23 protein-coding genes are annotated in these 22,117 nt (G+C 62.8%); 10 read left to right on the top strand and 13 right to left on the bottom strand.

The window, feature by feature from the left end:
• Window positions 1-24: 24 nt before the first annotated feature.
• The 5 genes from P3S72_RS08775 to P3S72_RS08755 all read right to left on the bottom strand — a co-directional run bounded on the left by P3S72_RS08775 (window position 25) and on the right by P3S72_RS08755 (window position 4,688).
• A complete protein-coding gene (locus P3S72_RS08775) occupies window positions 25-957 on the bottom strand; it encodes a D-2-hydroxyacid dehydrogenase (protein ID WP_276197012.1) in 933 nt (310 codons plus the stop codon).
• Window positions 958-1,064: 107 nt separating this feature from the next.
• A complete protein-coding gene (locus P3S72_RS08770; RefSeq protein ID WP_017848744.1) occupies window positions 1,065-1,358 on the bottom strand; it encodes a YcgL domain-containing protein in 294 nt (97 codons plus the stop codon).
• Complete coding sequence (gene rnd / locus P3S72_RS08765) at window positions 1,355-2,488, bottom strand: ribonuclease D (protein WP_276197011.1); 1,134 nt, start codon at window positions 2,486-2,488, stop codon at window positions 1,355-1,357. Before rnd ends, P3S72_RS08770 begins: the two co-directional genes overlap by 4 nt.
• Window positions 2,489-2,610: 122 nt before the next feature.
• Complete coding sequence (locus tag P3S72_RS08760; RefSeq protein WP_276197010.1) at window positions 2,611-3,210, bottom strand: class I SAM-dependent methyltransferase; 600 nt, start codon at window positions 3,208-3,210, stop codon at window positions 2,611-2,613.
• Between the two features lie 101 nt (window positions 3,211-3,311).
• Window positions 3,312-4,688, bottom strand: a complete 1,377-nt coding sequence (locus tag P3S72_RS08755; protein WP_276197009.1) for a glutamine synthetase family protein — start codon at window positions 4,686-4,688, stop codon at window positions 3,312-3,314.
• Window positions 4,689-5,098: 410 nt separating this feature from the next.
• On the opposite strand from P3S72_RS08755, the gene P3S72_RS08750 reads away from it, so the two are divergent.
• Together P3S72_RS08750 and P3S72_RS08745 are read left to right on the top strand one after the other, a co-directional pair.
• Window positions 5,099-5,872, top strand: a complete 774-nt coding sequence (locus tag P3S72_RS08750) for a transporter substrate-binding domain-containing protein (protein WP_247408005.1) — start codon at window positions 5,099-5,101, stop codon at window positions 5,870-5,872.
• A gap of 50 nt (window positions 5,873-5,922) precedes the next feature.
• Entirely contained in the window at window positions 5,923-6,762 is an 840-nt protein-coding gene (locus P3S72_RS08745) for a cache domain-containing protein (RefSeq protein WP_276197008.1), read from the top strand.
• Between the two features lie 44 nt (window positions 6,763-6,806).
• Here P3S72_RS08745 and P3S72_RS08740 read toward each other — a convergent pair whose 3' ends face one another.
• Window positions 6,807-8,324 (bottom strand): MDR family MFS transporter, encoded by a 1,518-nt coding sequence (locus P3S72_RS08740; protein ID WP_276197007.1) that lies wholly within the window; start codon window positions 8,322-8,324, stop codon window positions 6,807-6,809.
• 65 nt (window positions 8,325-8,389) lie between these two features.
• Window positions 8,390-9,574 (bottom strand): 4-hydroxybenzoate 3-monooxygenase, encoded by a 1,185-nt coding sequence (gene pobA / locus P3S72_RS08735; protein WP_276197911.1) that lies wholly within the window; start codon window positions 9,572-9,574, stop codon window positions 8,390-8,392.
• Between the two features lie 189 nt (window positions 9,575-9,763).
• On the opposite strand from pobA, the gene P3S72_RS08730 reads away from it, so the two are divergent.
• Window positions 9,764-10,651 (top strand): helix-turn-helix domain-containing protein, encoded by an 888-nt coding sequence (locus P3S72_RS08730; protein WP_276197006.1) that lies wholly within the window; start codon window positions 9,764-9,766, stop codon window positions 10,649-10,651.
• Between the two features lie 25 nt (window positions 10,652-10,676).
• Here the strand turns inward: P3S72_RS08730 and P3S72_RS08725 are convergent, their stop codons facing one another.
• Together P3S72_RS08725 and P3S72_RS08720 are read right to left on the bottom strand one after the other, a co-directional pair.
• Complete coding sequence (locus P3S72_RS08725; protein WP_276197005.1) at window positions 10,677-10,853, bottom strand: hypothetical protein; 177 nt, start codon at window positions 10,851-10,853, stop codon at window positions 10,677-10,679.
• 99 nt (window positions 10,854-10,952) lie between these two features.
• A complete protein-coding gene (locus P3S72_RS08720) occupies window positions 10,953-11,858 on the bottom strand; it encodes a LysR family transcriptional regulator (RefSeq protein WP_276197004.1) in 906 nt (301 codons plus the stop codon).
• A gap of 105 nt (window positions 11,859-11,963) precedes the next feature.
• Between P3S72_RS08720 and P3S72_RS08715 the strand changes: the two genes are divergently transcribed.
• Window positions 11,964-12,830 (top strand): MBL fold metallo-hydrolase, encoded by an 867-nt coding sequence (locus tag P3S72_RS08715; protein ID WP_276197003.1) that lies wholly within the window; start codon window positions 11,964-11,966, stop codon window positions 12,828-12,830.
• A gap of 34 nt (window positions 12,831-12,864) precedes the next feature.
• A complete protein-coding gene (locus tag P3S72_RS08710) occupies window positions 12,865-13,479 on the top strand; it encodes an NAD(P)-dependent oxidoreductase (protein ID WP_276197002.1) in 615 nt (204 codons plus the stop codon).
• 61 nt (window positions 13,480-13,540) lie between these two features.
• Here P3S72_RS08710 and P3S72_RS08705 read toward each other — a convergent pair whose 3' ends face one another.
• On the bottom strand, window positions 13,541-14,413 hold the full coding sequence (locus P3S72_RS08705; protein ID WP_276197001.1) for a LysR substrate-binding domain-containing protein: 873 nt from the start codon (window positions 14,411-14,413) through the stop codon (window positions 13,541-13,543).
• A 112-nt stretch (window positions 14,414-14,525) separates the two neighbouring features.
• On the opposite strand from P3S72_RS08705, the gene P3S72_RS08700 reads away from it, so the two are divergent.
• The 4 genes from P3S72_RS08700 to P3S72_RS08685 all read left to right on the top strand — a co-directional run bounded on the left by P3S72_RS08700 (window position 14,526) and on the right by P3S72_RS08685 (window position 20,025).
• On the top strand, window positions 14,526-16,151 hold the full coding sequence (locus tag P3S72_RS08700) for a 5-guanidino-2-oxopentanoate decarboxylase (RefSeq protein ID WP_276197000.1): 1,626 nt from the start codon (window positions 14,526-14,528) through the stop codon (window positions 16,149-16,151).
• Entirely contained in the window at window positions 16,148-17,590 is a 1,443-nt protein-coding gene (locus P3S72_RS08695) for an aldehyde dehydrogenase family protein (RefSeq protein WP_276196999.1), read from the top strand. The genes P3S72_RS08700 and P3S72_RS08695 overlap by 4 nt, the downstream gene beginning before the upstream one ends.
• Window positions 17,591-17,764: 174 nt before the next feature.
• A complete protein-coding gene (locus P3S72_RS08690; RefSeq protein WP_276196998.1) occupies window positions 17,765-18,952 on the top strand; it encodes a cyanate transporter in 1,188 nt (395 codons plus the stop codon).
• A 137-nt stretch (window positions 18,953-19,089) separates the two neighbouring features.
• Window positions 19,090-20,025, top strand: a complete 936-nt coding sequence (locus tag P3S72_RS08685) for a LysR family transcriptional regulator (protein WP_276196997.1) — start codon at window positions 19,090-19,092, stop codon at window positions 20,023-20,025.
• Between the two features lie 47 nt (window positions 20,026-20,072).
• On the opposite strand, the gene P3S72_RS08680 is transcribed toward P3S72_RS08685, so the two are convergent.
• Both P3S72_RS08680 and P3S72_RS08675 read right to left on the bottom strand, forming a co-directional pair.
• The gene (locus tag P3S72_RS08680; RefSeq protein WP_276196996.1) at window positions 20,073-20,435 is read right to left on the bottom strand and encodes a 5-carboxymethyl-2-hydroxymuconate Delta-isomerase; all 363 of its coding nucleotides are present in this window, start codon (window positions 20,433-20,435) and stop codon (window positions 20,073-20,075) included.
• A 55-nt stretch (window positions 20,436-20,490) separates the two neighbouring features.
• Window positions 20,491-21,414 (bottom strand): LysR substrate-binding domain-containing protein, encoded by a 924-nt coding sequence (locus tag P3S72_RS08675; RefSeq protein WP_276196995.1) that lies wholly within the window; start codon window positions 21,412-21,414, stop codon window positions 20,491-20,493.
• Window positions 21,415-21,543: 129 nt separating this feature from the next.
• On the opposite strand from P3S72_RS08675, the gene P3S72_RS08670 reads away from it, so the two are divergent.
• Window positions 21,544-21,723 carry a hypothetical protein gene (locus P3S72_RS08670; protein WP_276196994.1) on the top strand — a complete coding sequence of 60 codons (180 nt, stop codon included), beginning with the start codon at window positions 21,544-21,546 and terminating at the stop codon, window positions 21,721-21,723.
• Window positions 21,724-21,853: 130 nt separating this feature from the next.
• Here the strand turns inward: P3S72_RS08670 and P3S72_RS08665 are convergent, their stop codons facing one another.
• The gene (locus tag P3S72_RS08665) at window positions 21,854-22,000 is read right to left on the bottom strand and encodes a hypothetical protein (protein WP_247402874.1); all 147 of its coding nucleotides are present in this window, start codon (window positions 21,998-22,000) and stop codon (window positions 21,854-21,856) included.
• Between the last annotated feature and the right edge of the window lie 117 nt (window positions 22,001-22,117).

Below are 22,117 nucleotides of genomic sequence, written 5' to 3'. Positions count from 1 at the left end.
CTCACATTTTTGCTCAGCGTCGTGTCAGTATCCGCGCTCGAAATCCACTTCACCGCGCAAGGCTTGCGTGGCCTGGTACGCGCGCACGTTCTCCAGAAACAGTTGCACCATCATCGGCGGCGAGGTCGGTGCCGAGCTGTGCCCGGTCAGCAGCAGGCCCCAGGCGGTCCAGAACGGGTGGCGTTGCGGCAACGGTTCCTGGCGACACACGTCGATCACCGCACCGGCCAGATGCCCTTCTTTCAAGGCTTCGACCAGATCGGCATCGACCACCGCGACGCCACGGCCGACGTTGATGAACAACCCGCTCGGTTTGAACTGCTTGAACAACGCCGCGTCGTACAGGTCATGGGTGTTCGGCGTATTCGGCAGCAGGTTGATCACGTAGTCCGCTTCGCCCACCAGCCGACCCAGTTGATCGATCCCGGCCACTTCGATAAACGGTGCCTGCTCGCGTGCCTGACTGGCGATGCCGTACAGCTTGACGCCAAACGGCACGAGAAACTGCGCCACGCGTTGGCCGATATCACCGCAGCCGACGATCAACACCGTGCGCCCGGCGAGGCTCTGGCCCATGCGGCTGTCCCACTTGCGCTCGACCTGGCTGACCAGGCGCGCCAACACTTCGCGTTCATGGCCCAGCATGTAGGTGAGGATAAATTCCGCCATGACCTGGCCAAAAATTCCCACCGCACGGGTCAGCCGATAGTCGCGAGGCAAGCCCTCAGCCAGCAGCGGCGTGACGCCGGCCCAGGTCGATTGCAGCCACTGCGGGTGGTGCCCCTGGCGCAACAGGGTGGCCAGCAGGTCCGGCTGGCCAAGCCACACCGGGCAATCGGCGGCCAGGCGCGACAGTTCGGCTGAGTCGCCGCTGGTCAACACCTCAAGGTCCGGTGCCGCTTCGCCCAGCAACCGAGCGTAGAGCGGGTGATCCTGTTCAGCAATCAGAACACGCATGGTTCAAACCTTTCAAAAACAATGCAGACGGCCGCCCGCATCCTTACGGCCACCGTCCATTAATACGATTCCATGGAAAAATGCGCCCAGGACAGGGCACTGAGCGATCACATCGGGTCGTTGCGTCGCAGCAGCTCTTCGGGCAAGTGTTCGATGTACTCGTCTTCGGCCGGTGGCATTTGCAGGTGGTAGCCCTGCTTTTCGAGGTTTTCCAGGACTACCGCGATGTCCTCGCGCGACAGCTTGCGCTCGGGCGTCAACACCATGTCGAACGCGTGATGGGCTTTGCCGAAGGCTTCCATCAAGGGTTCCGGCACGCGCTCCAGGGCATCGCTTTTCAGCACGTAGAGGTACATTTCGTTGCGTTTCAAGCTGCGATAGATGGAGCAAATACGTTTCAAGGCTGTTCTCCGGCAGTGGCCAGGCTGTCGAGCAGCGCCTGGCCCATCAACTCGCGGCGCCAGCCACGCAGCGAGTTTGGCAGTTTATAAGGCCCATCGGGGTAGCCACTTTTGACCAGGGCTTCGAGGGTTTTCTTGCGCAGCATCAGTTCCGGCGCCATGTCCAGGCGTTCGGCTTCAGCCTGGCCCAAGGCGCGCAGTTGCTTGATCAGCGCAGCGGCATCCACCGGCAGCGGTTCAGCCACGGCGGGCGGCCATTGGTCCATGGACACGCTGCCGACGCGCTTGATCAGGTCCAGCAGAAACTGGCCATCCTGACGCACGGTGCGCGGGTGCATGTCTTCGATTTTGCCCAGGGCGGCGAGGTTATCCGGCTGGGATTTGGCCAGGGGCCACAGCGAGTGTTCACGAATGATGCGGTTACGCGGCAGGTCGCGGGCACGCGCTTGCTGCTCGCGCCAGGCGCACAGTTCACGCAGCACGGCGAGTTGGGCACGGGACAGTTTCCACGCCAGCTTGGCGTCGCGGTACACCTCGTAAGGGTCGACTTCGCGGCGCAGGTTGGCCACCAGTTCGGCACCGTCGTCCAGGACCCAGGCGTATTTGTCGTCCGACAGCCGCGGGCGCAGGCGAATGAAGACCTCGGCCAGGTGGACCGCGTCTTCGGCGGCGTAGCTCACCTGGGTCTCGGACAACGGGCGCTGCAGCCAGTCGGAGCGGGTTTCACCCTTGGGCAAGTCGATATCGAGCACGGCTTGCACCAGGCGCGAATAGCCCATGGAGAACCCGAGGTTCAGGTAAGCCGCAGCCAGTTGGGTGTCAAACAACGGCACCGGCAGGCTGCCGGTCAGGCGCAGCAATACTTCCAAGTCTTCGCTACAGGCGTGGACCACTTTGATCACGGCCGGGTTTTCCAGCAAAGCGGCCAACGGTTGCCAGTTGTCGATGGTCAGAGGGTCGATCAGGTAAGCGCGCACGCCATCACCGATCTGGATCAGCCCGGCAATGGGATAAAAGGTGTCGACCCGCATGAATTCGGTGTCGAGGGCGACGAATGGCAACTGCTGCCATTCGGCGCAATGCTGGCCGAGGCTATCGTTGTCGCAGATCCAGTGAATATCGATGGCCACACGGCTCTCCCTTGAAGAATGGCGCGCAGTATATATCGCGGAAGGGACTTGCGAGCATCCGCAGTGCACACGCAATCATGAAAACTCCGACAGCGAGCGAAGAATAGTCCGATCGAGGGGAGTTATCCCGTCTTACGCAGAATGTAGACACGCCACACACTGGAGCCGGGGATGAACTCCTGGTAATTCAGGACCTCGAAGCCCGCCCGCCGGAACTCGTCCTCCACCGGCGTATGAGAGGCGACCGACACGATCACCGTGTCGCGGCTGACCCGATGAAACTCCTGCAGCAGCGCCTGGCGCGCTTCGCTGCTGGGTACATGGCGAAACAATTCCAGACAGAAAATGCAATCCACCGCATTCGCCGACAGGCCAATGGAAAACGCCGAACCTTGAAAGGTCTTGACCCGTTTGAGCAGCGACGTCGGGTGGTGGGTGCGGGCGTGGTCGAGCATGTCCTGGGAGTTATCCGAGGCGAGGATCACCCGGTTGACGTGTTCGGCCAACACCGGCCAGAACCGCCCCGAGCCGCAGGCCAGGTCGAGGACCAAACCGGGCTCGCCGGCGACCTTGAGGGCATTGCGCACCAGCCGCCCGTGACGCCACGCCGCCAGACGCCGACGCAACCCAGGCGGGTGCGTATCGCCGCAGATCCTGGCGTGCTCGCGGTCACAGCGCTCGGCGTATTCAATCTCGATGGAAGAAAGTGGTGGTGACGACATCACGGACTCATATGAGTGGAACGGTAGTGAACGACCTTGATTCGCAGCTTACCCACTGCAACGTGAAAAAAAGGTCGAAAACGCCACCCCTGCCATTCCACTCACGCGCAGTGCAGATACCAGCGCCAATCCTGCTCCCCCACCTCACCCATGAACTGCCGATATTCAGCACGTTTCACCGCCAGGTACACCCCGAGGAACTCACTGCCGAACGCCTCCCGTGCCCAGCTGGAATCTTCCAATGCGCGCAGGGTGGTGAGCCAGTCGGTGGGCAGTAACGCGTTGGCGTTGGCCTGGGCGTAGCCGTTGCCTTCCACCGGGGCGCCGGGGTCGCGTTGTTCGCGGATGCCGCGGTGGATACCGGCGAGGATCGCCGCCGCCGCCAGATAGGGGTTGGCGTCGGCACCGCAGAGGCGGTGTTCGATATGCCGCGACTGCGCCGGACCACCCGGCACGCGCAGGCTGACGGTGCGGTTATCGACGCCCCAGGTGGCGGCCAGCGGCGCGTAGCTGTTGGTCTGGAAGCGGCGATAGGAGTTGGCGTTGGGGCAGAACATCAGCAGCGAATCGAGCAAGGTGCTGAGCATGCCGCCCACCGCCTGGCGCAGCAACGGCGTGCCGTCGGCGGCCTCGCTGGCGAACAGGTTATTGCCCTCGGCATCCGCGAGACTGACGTGCATGTGCATGCCGGTGCCGGCCAGGTCGTCGAACGGCTTGGCCATGAAGCACGCTGTCATCCCGTGTTTGTGCGCCACGCCTTTGACCAGGCGCTTGTAACGCACCGCTTCATCCATCGCTTGCAGCGCATCGGCGCGGTGTTCCAAGGTGATTTCGACCTGGCCCGGGGCGTATTCGGAAATCGCCGTGCGGGCCGGGATGCCTTGCAGTTTGCAGGCGCTGTAAAGGTCGGCGAGAAACGGCTCGATCTGCTCCAGTTCGCGCAGACCATAGACCTGGGTCGCACGCGGGCGGCCGCCGTCCATGTCGCGTGCCGGTTGCGGGCGGCCGTTGCTGTCGGGTTTCTGGTCGAGCAGGTAGAACTCCAGTTCCGCCGCCATCACCGGGTAGTAACCGTCGGCCTTGAGCCCCTCGATCACCTTGGCCAGCACATGCCGGGGGTCGGCCACGGTGGCGGGCAAGCCTTCGGTGGGGTGCATGCTGACTTGCACCGCTGCCGTCGGAATCAACCGCCATGGCATGCGCTGCAAACTGCCGCTGATCGGGTAGGCACGGCAGTCGATATCGCCCACCTCCCACACCAGCCCGGAGTTTTCCACGTCATCGCCGTGGATCGTCAGGCCAAGGATCGTGCTGGGCAGCGGGCGACCACTTTCATACACCGCCAGCAGTTCGTCGCGATGCAGCAACTTGCCGCGCGGCACGCCATTGTTGTCGAGGATAAACAGCTCGAACATCTCGATGTCCGGGTTCTGCTCAAGGAAGGAGTGGGCTTCGTGCAGGCTGGCAAAAACACTCATGGCAATTCTCATACGTTTGCGTCAGGCAGGCACACAGGCGCCGCCGGGCGGATGCGCGCAGGTGCGCGTCATCCATCGGATAGATCAACGTAGGAGAGAGGTATCTGGTGGGCGCGCATGTCGACAGTGGAACAGGGCCCAGAAAGCCAGCGCAGAGGGTAACGCCTCGACATCCGCCGCACCGCTCGGCGCGACGACGCCAGGCAGTGTCTCGGGGTAAGTGTCGGGGCAACCGTCCATGGGCGAATCACAGTGGTGGAGTTGCCCGGCAGCGTCACATGCTGGGTCAGGTGGGTCAATTCAGGGTTGCCGGAGTTTGGTTACACGTTGGCTAAACATTCGCCGTCCTTGCCACCCTGCCATCTTGCTGGAAATAATGGCCGCCCGATCATGCCCAAGGACTCGACCGCATGAAAGCTCCCTTAGCCCTGTGTGTATTGGCGAGCCTGGCGACGCCCGCCCTGGCGGACACTGCCCCCTCGCGCCTGGACACCGTGCTCGACAGCGGCACGCTCACCGTCTGCACCACCGGCGACTACAAGCCTTACACCTCCCTGCGTGCCGATGGCCGCTACGAGGGCATCGATATCGCCATGGCCGAGTCCCTGGCCAAGAGCCTCAATGCAAAGATCGCCTGGGTGCCGACCACCTGGAAAACCCTGATGCCGGACTTCCTCGCGCAACGCTGCGACATCGCCGTGGGCGGTATTTCGGTGTCGTTGGAACGCCAGAAAAAAGCCTTCTTCAGCCAGTCCCTCGGGGTCGACGGCAAGATCCCGCTGGTGCGCTGCGCCGATGTGCAACGCTACCAGACCGTCGAGCAGATCAACCAGCCGCAGGTGCGGGTGATCGAGCCGGCGGGCGGCACCAACGAAGTGTTCGCCCGGGCACACCTGGGCCAGGCGCAGATACGCCTGCACGACAACGTGAGCATCTTCGACGAACTGCTGGCGGGCAAGGCCGATGTGATGATCACCGACGCCAGCGAGGCGCGCTTCCAGCAGAAACTCAAGCCGGGGCTGTGCGCGGTCAACCCGCAGCGGCAGATGCAATACAGCGAAAAAGCCTTCCTGCTGCCGCGCGACGATGTGGCCTGGAAAAGCTATGTCGACCAGTGGTTGCACCTGAACGTGGCCACCGGGGTGTACGACGGCATCGTCAATCAATGGCTGGCAGCGCCCTGAGCCGTAGCCGTCTACGCTGTGCTCACACCTATAAGAACGAGGCACGGACAATGAAGGGACTGCTCCGATTCACCTGGCTGCTGCTGTTGGGTTTCAGCCAGGTACACGCCGCCACCTTGCCAGAGGAGGACGCCCAGGCGGCCAAGGCCCTGCTGGGGAAAGCCTTGGCCTACTACCAGAGCAATGGCGACAAGGCCTTCGCCGCCTTCAGCCGCCAGGGCGAGTTTGTCGACCATGACCGCTATGTGTTCGTGGTCGACACCCAGGGCGTGTTGCTGGCCAGCGGCGGGCCCTCCTCCGCGTTGATCGGCCGCGATATTTCCGAAGTGCTGGGGCCGGATTTGCTCCAGTCGTTCAAGAACGCGCTCAAGGTGCCGGAAGGCCAGGGCATCCAGCAGGCCGACTACCGCTGGCAGAACTGGAACGACGGCAAGACCGAGCACAAGCATGTGTTTTATCAGCGCGTGGGCGAGCGCATCCTGGCGGTGGGCTATTACCTGCCACGGGCCACGCCGGAACAGGCGCGGGCGCTGCGCGACCAGGCCGTCAAGGCGCTGGTCAAGGATCAAACGGGCACGCTGAAGGCGATCAACTCATTGCAGGGCGGTTTCCTGCAGGATGATCTCTACGTGTTTGTGGTGGACCTCGATACCCAGCGCTATGTCGCCCATGGCACCAACCTGCGACTGATCAACACCGACTTCAGCAAGATCAAGGACCCGGACGGCAAGCCGGTGGGCGAACCGATCCTCAAGCTGATGGCGGAGCAGGACCAGGGTGAGTACAAGTACCGCTGGAAAAACCCGGTAACCGGCAAGGTCGAGCACAAGCATGCGTTTTTGCGCAAAACCGGGCATTTCATGGTGGCGGTCGGGTACTACAGCCCCTGATCCACAGTGGCAGGCGATCAAGCATGGGCGCTTGATCAGGCCAGCTACTCGGCGCTGTCTTCCCGACCGCGCAGCACGCGATTAGGCATCGCAATCGCCGCCGCCAGCCCCAGCAATGACACCGCCGCACTCACCATCAGCAAATGCCGGAATGTCACCGCCAGTTCCCCGCGCAGGGCGTCCTGCGCCGGGCCTGGGGCGGCGTTCAGGCCATCGAGCAGGACGTTGCCGGAGCCGCCCTCGGCCACCAGCGCACCGCTGGCCAGGTGGGCAAAGCTGGAGTCCTGCAACAGCGCCAGCAACAACGCCGACATGCACGCCACCCCGACCGCCCCGCCCAGGGAGCGGAACAGGTTGGTGGTGCTGGTGGCGACGCCGATATCGTGCTGGCCCACCGAATTCTGTGTGCCCACCAGCGAGGTCGGGAACTGCATCCCGGCAGCGATGCCGCACAGCAACATGAACATTGCCGTCAACCCCAACGCCTGCGGCGCACTGTAGGCCATGCCGAGAATCGCCAAGGGGCTCAACACGGCGCCGCTGAGGATCAGCGGTTTATAGCGCCCGGTCACCGAGGTCATGCGCCCGGCAAAGTAGGCGCCCATCGGCAAGCCCATCGCCAGTGGCAGCAGGTGCAGCGCGGCGCTATCGGCTCCGGAACCGGTTACGGTCTGAAAGCGCAGGGGCATCAGCACCGTCAGGGAAATCGCCTGGAAACTGGTGAAAAACATCGTACACCAGCACAACACCGCGCTGCGGTTGGCGAACAGGTGCATCGGCAGCAACGGTTCCCGCGCACGCCGCTCATGCCAGACAAATATGCTCAGCGCCACCAGCGCGCAGGCCAGCAACGCTAGCACCGAGTCATCGCGCCAAGAATGGCCCTGGCCGATCTCGGTGATGCCCAGCAACAAGGCGCTCAAGCCGATGATCATCAGCACAGTACCGAGGTAATCGATGATCGGCTTGCGTTGCGGTAACGGCAGCCCGACGAGGGAGCGATGGGCCACGTACCAAGCACCGGCGCCCAAGGGCAGGTTGATCAAAAACACCCAGCGCCAGGACAGGTACTCGGTCATATAACCGCCCAGCACCGGCCCGGCCACGCTGGCCACTGCGTACATGCTGCTGAAATAGCCCTGGTAACGGCCGCGCTCGCGGGGCGGGATGATGTCGCCGATGATCGCCTGGCTCACCGAAATCATCCCGCCGGCGCCGATGCCCTGGAGCACCCGCGCCAGCACCAGTTGCTCCATGCTCTGTGCCATGCCACAGAACAGCGACGCCAGGGTGAACAGGCCCATGCCGATCAGCATCATCGGCCGCCGCCCGTACAGGTCGCCGAGTTTGCCGTAGATCGGCACCGCCACTGTCATCGCCACCATGTAGCCGGAGATCACCCATGCCAGTAGGTTGACGTCGTGGAACTGCGCGGAAATGGCCGGCATGGACACCGCGACAATGGTCTGGTCCAAGGCACCGAGGAAGATCGCCATCATCAACGAGACGAGGATGCTGCGCACGGCGGGCACGGCTGGGGTGGGTTGATTGAGTTGAGTCACGGTAAACCTTCGAGCAAGGCCCGCAGGAAAAGGCGACCTGCGGGGATGCTCGATACGATAGCAGGCTATTCGATAGCTTCGTAAGGAAGCCCGACGTAATTTTCGGCGATGGTGGTGCGACCGGCGTGGGAGTGGATGAAGTACGCCAGTTCGCTCTCGGCAATGCGCTGGCTGAACCCGTCCGCCTCGGGAAATTGATGCAGCATCGACGTCATCCACCAGGAAAACCGTTCGGCCTTCCACACCCGCCGCAGGCAGATCTCCGAGTATTTCTCCAGCAACTCCACACGCCCCTCGCGGTAGACCTTGAGCAAGATCCGAAACAGCGTGCTCACGTCACTCGCCGCCAGGTTCAAGCCCTTGGCCCCGGTGGGTGGCACGATGTGCGCCGCATCCCCCAGCAGGAACAAACGCCCGTACTGCATCGGCTCGACCACGAAGCTGCGCAGCGGCGCGATGCTTTTTTCGATCGACGGCCCGGTCACCAACTGTTCGGCCAGGTGGCTCGGCAGGCGCACTTTCAGTTCATCCCAGAAACGCTGGTCCGACCACGCGTCGACCGATTCCTCAACGGGTACTTGCAGGTAGTAACGGCTGCGTGTCGGCGAACGCATGCTGCACAAGGCAAACCCACGCGCATGCTTGGCGTACACCAGTTCTTCATGGACCGGCGGCGTGTCGGCCAGGATACCCAGCCAGCCGAAGGGGTACACCCGTTCGAAGACCTTCAGCGATTCGGCCGGGATCGCTTGACGGGCGACACCGTGAAAACCGTCGCAACCGGCCACGTAGTCACACTCCAGGCGAAAGGTTTCGCCTTCATGTTCGAACGTCAACCAGGGCTGATCAGTTTTGAGCCCGTGGGGTTGCACCTCACGGGCGTTATACAAGGTGATGGCACCTGCGGCGGCGCGCGCGTCCATCAGGTCGCGGGTCACTTCGGTCTGGCCGTAGACCATCACCGATTGACCGCCGGTGAGCGCCTTGAGGTCGATGTGGGTCAATTGGCCATTGAGCGCCAGTTCGAAGCCATCGTGGACCAGGCCCTCCGCGTCCATGCGCTGGCTGACGCCGGCCTCGCGCAGCAGGTCGACCATGCCTTGCTCCAACACGCCGGCACGGATGCGACCCAGCACGTAATCGGCGCTTTGGCGCTCTAGAATCAGGGTCTGGATACCGGCCTGATGCAGCAGTTGGCCGAGCAGAAGTCCCGCGGGACCGGCGCCGATAATGGCGACTTGAGTTTTCAGTGTTTTCATTATTTTTGTGGTCCGCAAGTTTCACCCGAACGGATCAGGTGAAAGAGTTGTCATTGGTCGTGTTGCTGACATTTTTCACTTGAGTGGCCGCTATAAGAAGGTGAAAACTGCGCCAAAGCCTGCGCTTTTTGCCAATCGGGGCGATTACCGAACCACTTGCCTGAGTATCGGATTGAAACTATGACTAAACCTGCCAGTTCCGCGATTCCGGTGTTCAAGTTGTATGGGGAAAACCAGCAATGGCCGACGCCGGACTTGTTGCACTGCGAAACGATTTCCCGACGCAGCCGGGACTACCAGTGGGAAATCCAGCCCCACCGGCACGCGGATCTGTGCCAGTTGCTGTACGTCCACAAAGGCCAGGCGCAACTGGAGATCGAAGGCCAGCGCACCACCCTCAACGAAGCGACCTTGCAGGTGCTGCCGCCGCTGTGCGTGCATGGGTTTCGGTTTGCTGAAGAGGTCGAAGGCTACGTGCTGACCCTGGCGGCCCCGCTGGTCAGCCATCTGCAAGCGCAACTGGGCGCGACGGTGGACGGCCTGCAGGCGCTCGGCACTTACCCGGCAGGCAAGGACCGTGACTACCTCCACAGCCTGTTCTCCCGCCTGCAGGACGAATACGCCGATGAACAGCCGGCCCGGGACATGATGATGCACGCCCTGGTCAGCGTACTGCTGGTGTGGATCAGCCGCCAGGCGATCCAGCGCCGTCACCCACGGGCACCGCGCGGGCAAGAATATTTCCGGCGCTTTACCCAATTGGTCGAGCAGCATTATCGCGAACACCCGAAGATTGAAGACCTAGCCCACAAGCTGGGCATCTCGGTCTCACACCTGAACGGCACGTGCCGGGAATTGGGCGGGCAACCTGCGCTACAGATCATGCATGACCGCCAATTGCTCGAAGCCAAGCGACTGCTGACCTACACGAGCATGACCATCAATGAAATGTCCGAGGTACTGGGCTTTTCCGACCCGACCAATTTCTCGCGGCTGTTCCGCCGACGGGTCGGGTTTTCGCCCAAGGCGTTTCGCGAGCAACTCAAGGCCGACACACCCCTGGGTTAAAGGTGGGATCGTCCTCTGTAGGCCATTAGCGCAACGCGCTGAAACTGCCGGTGTGCGGAATGCATTGGTCCTGATTGCAACTGATCGCAAAGCTCGGCTGCATCCGGGTCTGCTCCACGCGATAGGCGGCAGTGCCGTACAGCGCGCTGGCTAAGGCGCAGAGGATGAAGATCATCAGGTACTTTCTGGTTTTGACGGTCATGGCACAGACCTCTGAAGGATCTATTTGACGCTGTTTAAAGCATAGGTCAGTCAGGGCGAGTTGCCATTATTGGACGACATTCAACATCTGTATGTCGGGTCAGAGGCCCCTATCCCACGCCGGCGTTTCCGGAAACCTCTGCACCAGGAAATCCAGCAGGCTGCGCAGCGCCGACGGCATGTGTTTGCGCGACGCGTACACCGCGTAGATGTTCATCTGCCGCGGCTCGGCTGCGGGCAGCAGGCGCACCAGTTCGCCACGACGGATGTGCTCCCCGGCCTGATAACTGGGCAACATCGCCACCCCGGCACCGGCCAGCGTCAGGCGTAACAGCGTGCTGGCTTCGTTGGCGGTGATATTGCCGTGGACCGGCACCGAAACGTGCTCGCCGCCTTCCTCGAAATGCCACAGGCTTTTGCCGAAGTACGAGTGGGTCAGGCAGTTGTGCAGCGCCAGGTCTTCGACCTTTTGCGGCGTCGGATGCTCAAGCAGGTAGGCCGGGGTCGCGCACACCACCGAGCGACAGACGGTCAGGCGCCGTGCGATCAGGTTGGGGTCCAGGTCATTGCTGGTGCGGATCGCCAGATCGATGCGCTCATCCACCAGGTTGACCGTGCGATCGAGCATCTGCAGGTCGACCGTCACCAAGGGGTAGCGCTTGACGTACTCAGCGATGGCCTCGGCCAGCTGCGCCAGGCCGAACGAGGTGCTGACACTCAGGCGCAACAGGCCACGGGGCGCGTCATCCGGCTCGCGAACGGCGGCCTGCATGTCACCGCACAATTCCAGCAATTGCCGGCAACGTGGCAGGGTTTCCCCGCCGGCGGCCGTGAGGCTCAGCTTGCGCGTGGTGCGATGCAGCAAGCGCGCGCCGACCCAGTCTTCCAGCTCGGCCAGGTAGCGCGAGACCACCGGGCGCGACAGGTCCAGATGGTCGGCGGCGGCGGACTGGCTGCCCAAATCCACCACCGTCACAAACACGCGCATTGCTTGAAGACGATCCATGATCTGCCCGATTTTAGAAACAAACTATGTCCCAGCATCGCATTTTTTGTTGTGTTTGGTGCAACTAAGCTCTGTGCATCCCTTACCGATTGCCGGAGCTGCCCGATGTTTTCCACCCTCAAGCGCCTGACCCTCGCGACCGCCGCCCTGGCCTTCGCTGCCCAGGCCGCCGCCACCGAGCTGACCCTCGACGTGTACAACCCCGGCGAAGCCGCGATCTTCCCGGTCAGTTCGGTGCTGGTCAGCGGCGCGAAAGACGCGATCCTGGTCGACGCGCAGTTCGGTAAAAGCCAGGCCGAACAACTGGTGCAGAAGATCCGCGCGAGCGGCAAACACTTGACTACCATCTACATCAGCCACGGCGACCCAGACTATTACTTCGGCCTCGACACCCTGACCGCCGCATTCCCCGGCGCCAAGGTGCTGGCCCCGCAAGCGGTGGTCGACCACATCAACGCTACCGTCGCCGGCAAACTGGCGTTCTGGGGCCCGAAAATGGGCGCCGACAAACCAGGCAAAACCATCGTGCCGCAGGTGCTCGCCGGCCACCGCCTGACGCTTGAAGGGCAACACCTGGAAGTGATCGGCCTGGACGGCCCGCAGCCGGATCGCAGCTTTGTGTGGGTTCCATCGATCAAGGCCGTCATCGGCGGCGTGGTGGTCGCCGACAACATCCACCTGTGGATGGCCGATACTCAGAGCGCGCAGTCGCATAAAGACTGGCTGGCCACCCTGCAACGCATCGCCGAGCTGAAGCCGCGCACGGTGGTTCCGGGGCATTTCCTCGGCAGCCCGGCGCTGCAATCCGTGGCCTTTACCGCCGGCTACATCAAGGCCTTTGACGAAGAAACCGCCAAGGCCAAGGATTCCGCCGCCCTGATCGCGGCAATGCAAAAGCGTTACCCGACCCTCGCCGACGAAAGCTCGCTGGAACTGAGCGCCAAAGTCGCCAAGGGCGAAATGAAGTGGTGAAGCGTTTCACACCTTAACCGTACTGGAGAACGTCATGAGCAAGATCGCAATCATTGGGGCCACTGGCCGTGCGGGCAGTCAACTGCTGGAAGAGGCGCTGCGGCGTGGGCATAGCGTCACCGCCATCGCGCGTAACACCGACAAACTGGCCGGGCGCCCTGGCGTCAGCGTCAAACAGGTCGATGCACTGGATGCCGAGGCCTTGCAACAGGCCATCAGCGGCAGCGATGTGGTGATCAGCGCGGCGCACTTCGCCACCCTGCCCGCCAGCGCGGTGATCGGCCCGGTGAAAAAAGCTGCGGTGAAACGCCTGCTGGTGGTGGGCGGCGCGGGTTCGCTGCTACTGCCGGGCGGCGCTCGGGTGATCGACAGCGAGGGTTTCCCGCAAGCGTACAAGGCAGAAGCCAGTGCCGGCGCGACGTTCCTCGATGCGTTGCGTCAGGAGCATGAACTGGATTGGACCTTCCTGTCGCCGTCGGCCGAATTCGTTGAAACCGAGCGCACCGGCACGTTCCGCCTGGGCCAGGATGATTTGCTGGTGAGCAGCGAAGGCCGCAGCTGGATCAGCTTCGCCGACTTCGCCATCGCGATGCTCGATGAAGTGGAAACACCCAAGCACTCGCGCCTGCGTTTCACCGTCGGTTACTGAGCCAACGCGATCAAAACATGGGGGCGCTGCGTTGCCGGCGCCCCCATGTGGATCTTCAGCGCTACGTCTGTTGCGCCTGGTTGACCAACCAATCCATCAGCGCTTCAAGCCCGGCCGAAGGGGTTGTCCCCGGCGGATACACCAGGTAATAGCCCATCCCCGTCGGCACCCGCAATTCAAACGGCGTCACCAACCGTCCCGCCTTCACGTCTTCGCCAATCAACGCACCGTCGCCAATCGCCACGCCTGAGCCCTGGGACGCCACGGTCATGGCCAGATCCAGCGTCTCGAAATGATGGCCCTGGCTCACATTGCTCAAGCGCGTCTTCGCCGCCTCCAGCCACAACGCCCAGTCGCGCTCGTCCCGCGTGGGATGCAACAGCACCTGTTGCTGCAGGTCCGCAGGCGTACTCAGACAGTCGCGTAAAGCCGGCGCGCAGACCGGTGTGAGTTGTTCATCGAACAGATGCCGAGCCTCGGCCGATTGTTCCGCGCTGGGCGCATAGATCACCGCCGCATCGAACTGCTCGCGACGAAAGTCCACGCTGTAGGCCACGGTCGTGGTCAGCTCCACCGGCACATCCGGGCGTTCGCGTTGCCATTGCATCAAGCGCGGCAGCAGCCAACGCATCACGCAGGTGGAGGCCTTGAGCTGCAGGGTGTCGCGGCGGCTGCCGATCTGCTCCAGCGCGTCACCGAGCAGGCCGAACACCTGCTGCACCCGCAGCGACCACTCGCGGCCTTCTTCAGTCAGGCTCAAGCCCCGCGCCTGACGCAGGAACAGCGCGTAGCCCAAATAGGTTTCCAGCCCGGCGATCTGCCGGCTTACCGCACCCTGGGTGATGTGCAACTGCTCGGCGGCGCGGGTGAAGTTACAACACTGGGCGGTGACCCAGAAGGTGTGCAGCGCGGGCAGCGGCGGAAGGCGTTTCATAGGGGCAAGCAGCCATGACGTGAGGACATGGCAAGTATGACTTTTTATCGATTGTTGCCGCTACGGCCAGCCGGTCCAATACCGCCCAACCTCAACAATAAGAGCGACATGTATGGCGACCTGCGGCGAAGTACTGGTCAACCTTCTGGAACGCTACGGCGTGGACCAGGTGTTTGGTATCCCTGGAGTACACACCGTGGAGTTGTATCGCGGCCTGGCGCGCTCGAACATCCGCCACGTCACCCCGCGCCACGAACAGGGCGCGGGCTTTATGGCCGATGGCTATGCACGCACCAGCGGCAAGCCCGGCGTGTGTTTCATCATCACCGGCCCCGGCATGACCAACATCACCACGGCCATGGGCCAGGCCTATGCCGACTCGATCCCGATGCTGGTGATCTCCAGCGTGCAGTCGCGCAGCCAGTTGGGCGGCGGGCGCGGCACGTTGCATGAGCTGCCGAACCAGAGCGCGCTGGTCGCCGGCGTGGCGGCGTTCTCCCACACCTTGATGTCGGCAGCGCAATTACCCGGCGTGCTGGCGCGGGCGTTTGCGCTGTTCCAGGCGGGGCGGCCGCGCCCGGTACACATCGAAATCCCGCTGGATGTGCTGGTGGAAAACGCCGATGCGTCGCTCGGCACTTCACCCGTCAGCGTGGCGCGTGCCGGGGCGGCACCGTCGGCGGTCAAGCAAATGAGCCAACGGCTCGCCGCCGCCAAACGCCCGTTGATCCTGGCCGGCGGCGGTGCCATCGCGGCGGCTGCGGCGTTGACCCGCCTGGCAGAAACCCTCGGCGCCCCCGTGGCGCTGACCATCAACGCCAAAGGTATGCTGCCCGCAGCCCACCCGTTGCTGATCGGCTCGACCCAGACCCTGCTGGCCACCCGCGCCCTGGTCGCCGAAGCCGATGTGGTACTGGCTATCGGCACGGAGCTGGCGGAGACCGACTACGACGTGACCTTCGCCGGCGGCTTCGAGATTCCCGGCGCGCTGCTGCGCATCGATATCGACCCGGACCAAACCGTGCGCAATTACCCGCCCGAACTGGCGTTGGTGGCCGACGCACAGATCGCCGCCGAGGCCTTGCTCGCCGAACTCCAGCGCCTGCCACTGGCGCCTCGTCACAACGCCTGGGGCGCTCAACGCGTCGCCCGCCTTTGGGCCGAATTAACGCCGGCCTGGGACGCCGCCACCCGTGCGCAAACCCGCTTCCTCCACACCGTGCTGGAGGAACTGCCTAATGCGGTGCTGGTGGGCGACTCCACGCAGCCGGTGTACAGCGGCAACCTGACCCTGAACCTCGACCACCCGCGCCGCTGGTTCAACGCCTCCACCGGCTACGGCACCTTGGGCTACGCGCTGCCTGCGGCCATCGGCGCCTGGTTGGGGCGTGGTGATGGCCAGCCGGTGGTGTGCCTGATCGGTGACGGCGGGCTGCAATTCACTCTGCCGGAACTGGCCAGCGCCGTGGAAGCACGCACGCCGATCATCGTGCTGCTGTGGAATAACCAGGGCTACGAGGAGATCAAGAAGTACATGCTCAACCGGGCCATCGAACCGGTCGGCGTCGACATCTACACTCCGGACTTTATCGGCGTGGCCACGGCCCTCGGTTGCGCCGCCGAGCGCATCCAGGGCGTGGACTCGCTGCGCGTTGCCTTGCGGGCCGCCGCTGATCGCCAGGGGCCGACGCTGATTGAAATCGACCAGCAACGTTGGATGCAGGAGGTGGCGGTATGAGCGCAGTCATGAACGGTCTGTATATCAATGGTGCGTGGCGTGCGGGCCATGACGTGCTGGAGGTGATCAACCCGGCCACCGAGGAGACGTTGGCCCAGGTCAGCGTCGGCGATGCGAGCGCCGTGGCCGAGGCGGTCGATGCGGCCAGCGCGGCGTTTATCGGCTGGTCGCAAAGCACCGGGCGTGAGCGCGGCGCCCTGCTGCGCAAAGTGGCTCAGGGTGTGAGCGAACAGCGTGAGGCGTTGATGCGCGTGCAGTCGCGCAACAGCGGCAAACCGTTGTTCGAAGCGGGTATCGATGTGGACGACGTGATCGCCACCTTCGAGTACTACGCCGGTCTCGCCGAGGCGCTGGACGCCGAGCAAGACCGTGCGGTGGCGCTGCCCAGTGACGCCTTCAGCGCCCGCCTGCGCCGCGAACCCTGCGGCGTGGTGGGCCTGATCGTGCCATGGAATTTCCCCATGGTCACCACCGCCTGGAAACTCGCCCCGGCCCTCGCCGCCGGCTGTTGCGTGGTGCTCAAACCGTCGGAAGTGACACCGTTGGCGGAATTGCAACTGGCGCGGATCATCGCCGGCGCCGGCTTCCCGGCGGGGGTGTTCAACCTCGTCTGCGGCACCGGCCTGGCCGTGGGCGCCCCACTGGCAGCGGCGCCTCGCGTGGCGAAGATTTCCTTCACCGGCAGCAATGCGGTGGGCGTGCAGGTGATGCAACGCGCCGCCGAAACCGTCAAGGGCGTGAGCCTGGAGCTGGGGGGCAAATCCTCGCTGCTGGTGCTGGAAGATGCCGACCTCGACCTGGCGCTTGAGCTGGCCTGTGGTGGCGGCTTTTTCAACGCTGGGCAGATGTGTTCGGCGACCAGCCGCGTGCTGGTGGCGGACAGTCTCGCGGATGAATTCCTGCAGCGTTTGACCGCGCGGGTTGAAGGGATTCGCGTCGCTGACCCGTTTGCCGAAGACGTGGAAATGGGCGCGCTGATCAACCACGCGCAGTACCAACGGGTGTTGGCGCATATCCAGCGCGGCGTGCAGGACGGCGCCCGCTTGCTGTGCGGCGGTGAGCGCCCGGCACACTTGGCGAAGGGCTATTTCATTCGTCCCACGCTGTTCACCGACGTGCCGCTGGACAGCGCGTTGTGGCAGCAAGAAATCTTCGGCCCGGTGCTGTGTGTACGACGCTTTACCACGGAAGACGAGGCCATCGCCCTGGCCAACGACAGCGATTTCGGCCTGGTCGCCAGCGTGGTCAGCCGCAACGGCGAAGCCGCCGAACGCGTGGCCAATGCCTTGCAGGCCGGCATGGTGTGGATCAACGCGCCGCAGCTGATCTTCGCGCAAACAGCGTGGGGCGGTTACAAGCAGAGCAGCATCGGCCGCGAGCTGGGCCCGTGGGGGTTGGCGGCGTTTCAGGAGATCAAGCACGTGATCCGGTCTAACTGACGACGCTGCCTCCCTATGGAATGTGGCCCAATGTGGAAGGGGCTTGCCCCCTCCCACATTTTGATGTGCGGTATTTCAGTTAACTGCGTTTTTTAGATAGCCCCTGCGACTTTCTCATTTGCCCCCGCTCCCCGTGCGTGGCCTGATTCGCCCTTGTTCACTCAAGGCAGGCTCATGGCAAACGTTCACGTAAAATCCACCACCGCCGTCTGGCTGATGATCAGCGTCGTGCTAGTCGCGCTTAACCTGCGCCCGTCGATGGCGGCCGTAGGGCCGTTGTTAGCGTCGATTCGCGGCGAGGTGCCGTTGAGTTTCAGCAGCGCGGCGTTGCTGACCATGTTGCCGGTCATGGCCATGGGCCTGGCGATGTTTTTCGGCATGGGCCTGGCCAAGCGCTTCGGCGAACATCGCAGCATCGCGGTGTCGCTGCTGGTGATCGGCGCGGCGACGCTGTCGCGGTTGTTCCTCGATTCGGCGCTGGAATTGATCGTCAGCGCGATCGCTGCGGGGGTTGGCATCGCGATGATCCAGGCGGTGATGCCGGCGCTGATCAAGTCGCGTTTCAGCGCTAACGTTTCATTGTTCATGGGCTTGTACGTCACGGCGATCATGGGCGGTGCGGCGCTGGCGGCGTCGTTCTCGCCGTTCGTGCAGGTGCAGACCGGCAGTTGGCGCATCGGCCTGGCGATCTGGGCAGGGCTGGCCTTGCTCGCCCTGGTTTTCTGGTCCGCCCAGCGTGCGGCGCTGCCCGCCCTGCCCCAGGCCGGTTCTGACAAGCAGGAAGGATTTTTCGGCAATGGTCGCGCCTGGTTGCTGGCGATCTTTTTTGGCCTCGGTACAGCCTCCTACACCTGCGTCCTGGCGTGGCTGGCGCCGTACTACGTCGAACAAGGCTGGAGCGAACAGCATGCCGGTTTGCTCCTGGGTTTCCTCACCGCGATGGAAGTCATCTCGGGCCTCGTGACCCCGGCCATCGCTAACCGTCGCCAGGATAAACGCGCAGTGGTGGCGGTATTGCTGGTGCTGATCATCCTCGGTTTCTGCGGGCTGATCCTGGCGCCCCAATACCTGAGTTTGCTGTGGCCCTGCCTACTCGGCCTGGGCATCGGCGGGCTGTTCCCGATGAGTTTGATCCTGTCCCTCGACCACCTCGACCACCCGCGCCGCGCCGGTGGCCTGACGGCGTTTGTGCAAGGCATCGGCTACCTGATTGCCGGCCTGTCGCCGTTGATCGCCGGGATGATCCGCGATCAATTGGGCAGTTTCGAATGGGCATGGTGGTCGCTGACGGCGGTGATCGGGGTGATGCTGCTGATCGTCACGCGCTTCGATCCGAAGCATTACGCGGACCACATTCGCTGACGTCGTATTGCAAACACTTTTTGTCCCACACAAAACATAGAAACACCCTACAGAGCTTTCTATTGGCACGCCCGTTCCGTTAACCTTCTACCCTTGTCGCGCGCTGCCACAGTGCCAAGGCTTACCGGATGGAATGGATGCTAAACAGTAACTTGCTCAGAAAGCTCGATATGCAGGATTTGATGGTGTTTATCGCCGTCTACGACCAGAGCAGCGTTACCGAGGTGTCAGAAACGCTGTTCGTCAGCCAGTCAACCGTGAGCTACAGCTTGAAGAAGCTGCGCACCAGCTTCGAGGATGAGCTGTTTATCAACACGCGGGCGGGTATGCGTCCGACGTACAAGGCCAGCACCATGTACGGCCATGTGCAGAAAATCCTCGAAAGCATCAACCTGTGCCACGCCGGTGGCCAGGCCTTTGATCCCACCCAGAAAGCCGTGACCTTCAACGTGTGCGCCCCGGAGTATTTCGAGCAGTTGATCCTGCCGCGCCTGTTGAAGAACTTCGACCGCGCCGACCTGCCGGTGATCGTCAATGTGCGCAAGCTGGAAACCGAGATCCCCGCCGACGACCTGCGCGAAGGCCGCCTTGACCTGGTGATGTGTTTTGGCCCGCACTTTCACCGCGCCCATAAAGACTTCAAGACCCAGATGCTGCTCGAAGACGACCTGGTGTGTGTCTTCGACAAACGTGCAGCGCCCCGTGAGGCGGCGTTCAGCCTGCAGTCTTTCGTCGAGCGACGCCACGTATTCCCCACGCCGTGGACCTCCGACACCAACATGATCGACGGCTGGCTGGCGCGCCAGGCTCACAAGCGCCAAGTGGTCGCCCGGGCCAACAGCTACAGCGCCGCGTTGAAGATGATCGCCGGCACCGACTTCATCGTTACCCTGCCCCGCCGTGTGCAAAGACTGCTGGCACCCGCCGCAGTGTTCGGCCATTGCGAGGCGCCCAACGGGTTGCCGGGGTTCACCCTGGACATGCAGTGGAACGAAACCAGTGAACAGGACAGCGCCAATACCTGGTTCAGGGAACAAGTCGTGAAAGTCTGCGCTGAGCAGGGATTACTCTAATCTCACGCACCGACGCAGAGCGGCAGGGTTGTGGAGGACGGAAGCACTCAGCCGATCGCAACTTTACTGTAGGCATCGCGATCGATATCCAGCAACTCGACACTCAGTTGCACCTGCACCCCCTCCGGCCATGGCCCAAGCTCCTGCACCACGGCCAACAGGCTTTCCGATAACTGCTTCTTGACCTGCGCCGAGCGCCCACTGAGCAACGCCAGGCGCACGGCGACAAACCCCCGCACGTTCATGCCGGTGCCCACGCGAAAGCTCTCGACCTTGATCGAACGACTCTTGATATCGAACTCGGCGCCAAACTGACCGGAGGCCACCAACGCGTGGTTCAGACGCAATAGAGCCTTATCGGTGTCCAGTTGCGTCAGGTTGGCGGTGTATTCCAGGTGCAGGTGTGGCATGGGAGTCTCCGAAGTAACCGTAGGAAGATTCCTAGATATACCACGGATAAAAGCGTCAGGCCTTTTTCACCAGGTCGCGGTCGCTCATAAACGCCTCCAGCCGCGAACGCATCCAGCGCTCGGCAGGGTCGGTGTCCACATGGCTGAGCCAGACCATGGACAAATCCAGGGTGGGTGTCTCGAACGGGTATGGCTCACAAAACAGGTTGCCCGACAGCGACATGGCTTCGGCGGTGTAGTCCGGCAGGCTGGCGATCAGGTCGGTGCCGGCCAGCAGTGCCGGCAGCGCGCTGTATTGCGGCACCGACAACACCACATGACGCTTGCGCCCGATTTCCGCCAGCCATTCATCGGCAAACCCGGACACGTTGGCGGTGTGGGACACCAGCACATGGGGCCGCGCGCAATATTCATCGAGGGTCAGCGGCCGGTCGGACGCGTCGGCGCGCAACAGGCGCGGGCGGATATGGCGCAGCAACTTGCGCTTGGCATTCGCCGGCAGGCCACGGGTCTGGGTGATGCCGACGGTGATATCACCGGACCCCAGCAGATCGGGAATCCGCCAGTAGTCGACGTGCTGCACCACGAACACCACCATCGGCGCTTCCTGGCGCAAGGCGCGCAGCAACGGCGGCAACAGGCCGAACTCGACATCATCGGACAGGCCGATACGGAAGGTCATGGTGCTGACGGACGGGTCGAAATCGTGGGTCAGGCTCAGGGCCGATGACAGCGAGTCCAGGGCTGGCGACAAATGCAGGATGATTTCCTCGGCCCGCGCGGTAGGTTCCATGCGGTGGCCGACGCGAATAAACAGCGGATCGTTGAACAAGGTGCGTAGCCGGTTGAGCGCCGAACTGATGGTCGGTTGGCCGAGAAACAGCTTCTCCGCCACCCGCGTCACATTGCGCTCGAGCATCAGTGCTTCGAAGACCACCATCAAGTTGATGTCGGCCTTACGTAATTCATTGCGATTCATCAGCGCCTGCTCTTTCCCCACGACAAGCCGCAGTTTAGAAAGCCCGAAGGGGCTGCGTCTATGCGCACTCTGTTCAATAGACAGCTTTGCGACTATAAATCAGCTCTTCAAGCTCGCAGGAACACTCTCGTGCTGGTCACTCTCGCCGCTGCCACTCTCTTGGCCGGGTTCTGTATCTGGATCATCCAGTTTATCGCGCACCCCACCGCCCGCACTTTGTTGCGGGTATTCGTCGGTTTGTGCCTCGCGGCGGTGGTGGCGTATCTGGTGCTGGCGTCGGGTTATCCTATTTCGTTGCTGGTCTCATAACCACCCGAGAGGCCGTTGGCTGTTCCGGGCGCAAACGCAGCGCCAGGGTCAGCAACCCCACACACAGGGTGCTCGATTGGCTGACGGATATAGCGCAAACGCGAGCAAGCCCGCTCCCACACTTGGGGCATCAGGGTTTCAGCGGAATTTCCTGATCCTGCTCCGAAAGCTCCGTACCGTCCTCGGGATGCTTCCAGGTCTGCGGCTTTTCTTCCTCCAAGCGCCGCCGACGTTGCTCCCGCTCCCGCTCGTCCCGCTGTTTCTGTTCGTCAGTCATAGGCACCCCCGGCCGTAAGAGTTGGTTACGCCTGCAAGCATAGAACAAGGACTGCACAATGGGTCTGCGCTGACAATTGATAATCAAAACGCATCAATCAATCCAAATTACTCACTT

It is taken from the genome of Pseudomonas sp. D3 (genome assembly GCF_029320995.1).
GTDB classification, from domain to species: Bacteria; Pseudomonadota; Gammaproteobacteria; order Pseudomonadales; family Pseudomonadaceae; genus Aquipseudomonas; species Aquipseudomonas paraveronii.
The sequence above is the reverse complement of the archived record's forward strand: the minus strand, read 5'-3'. Positions and strand labels throughout refer to the sequence as shown.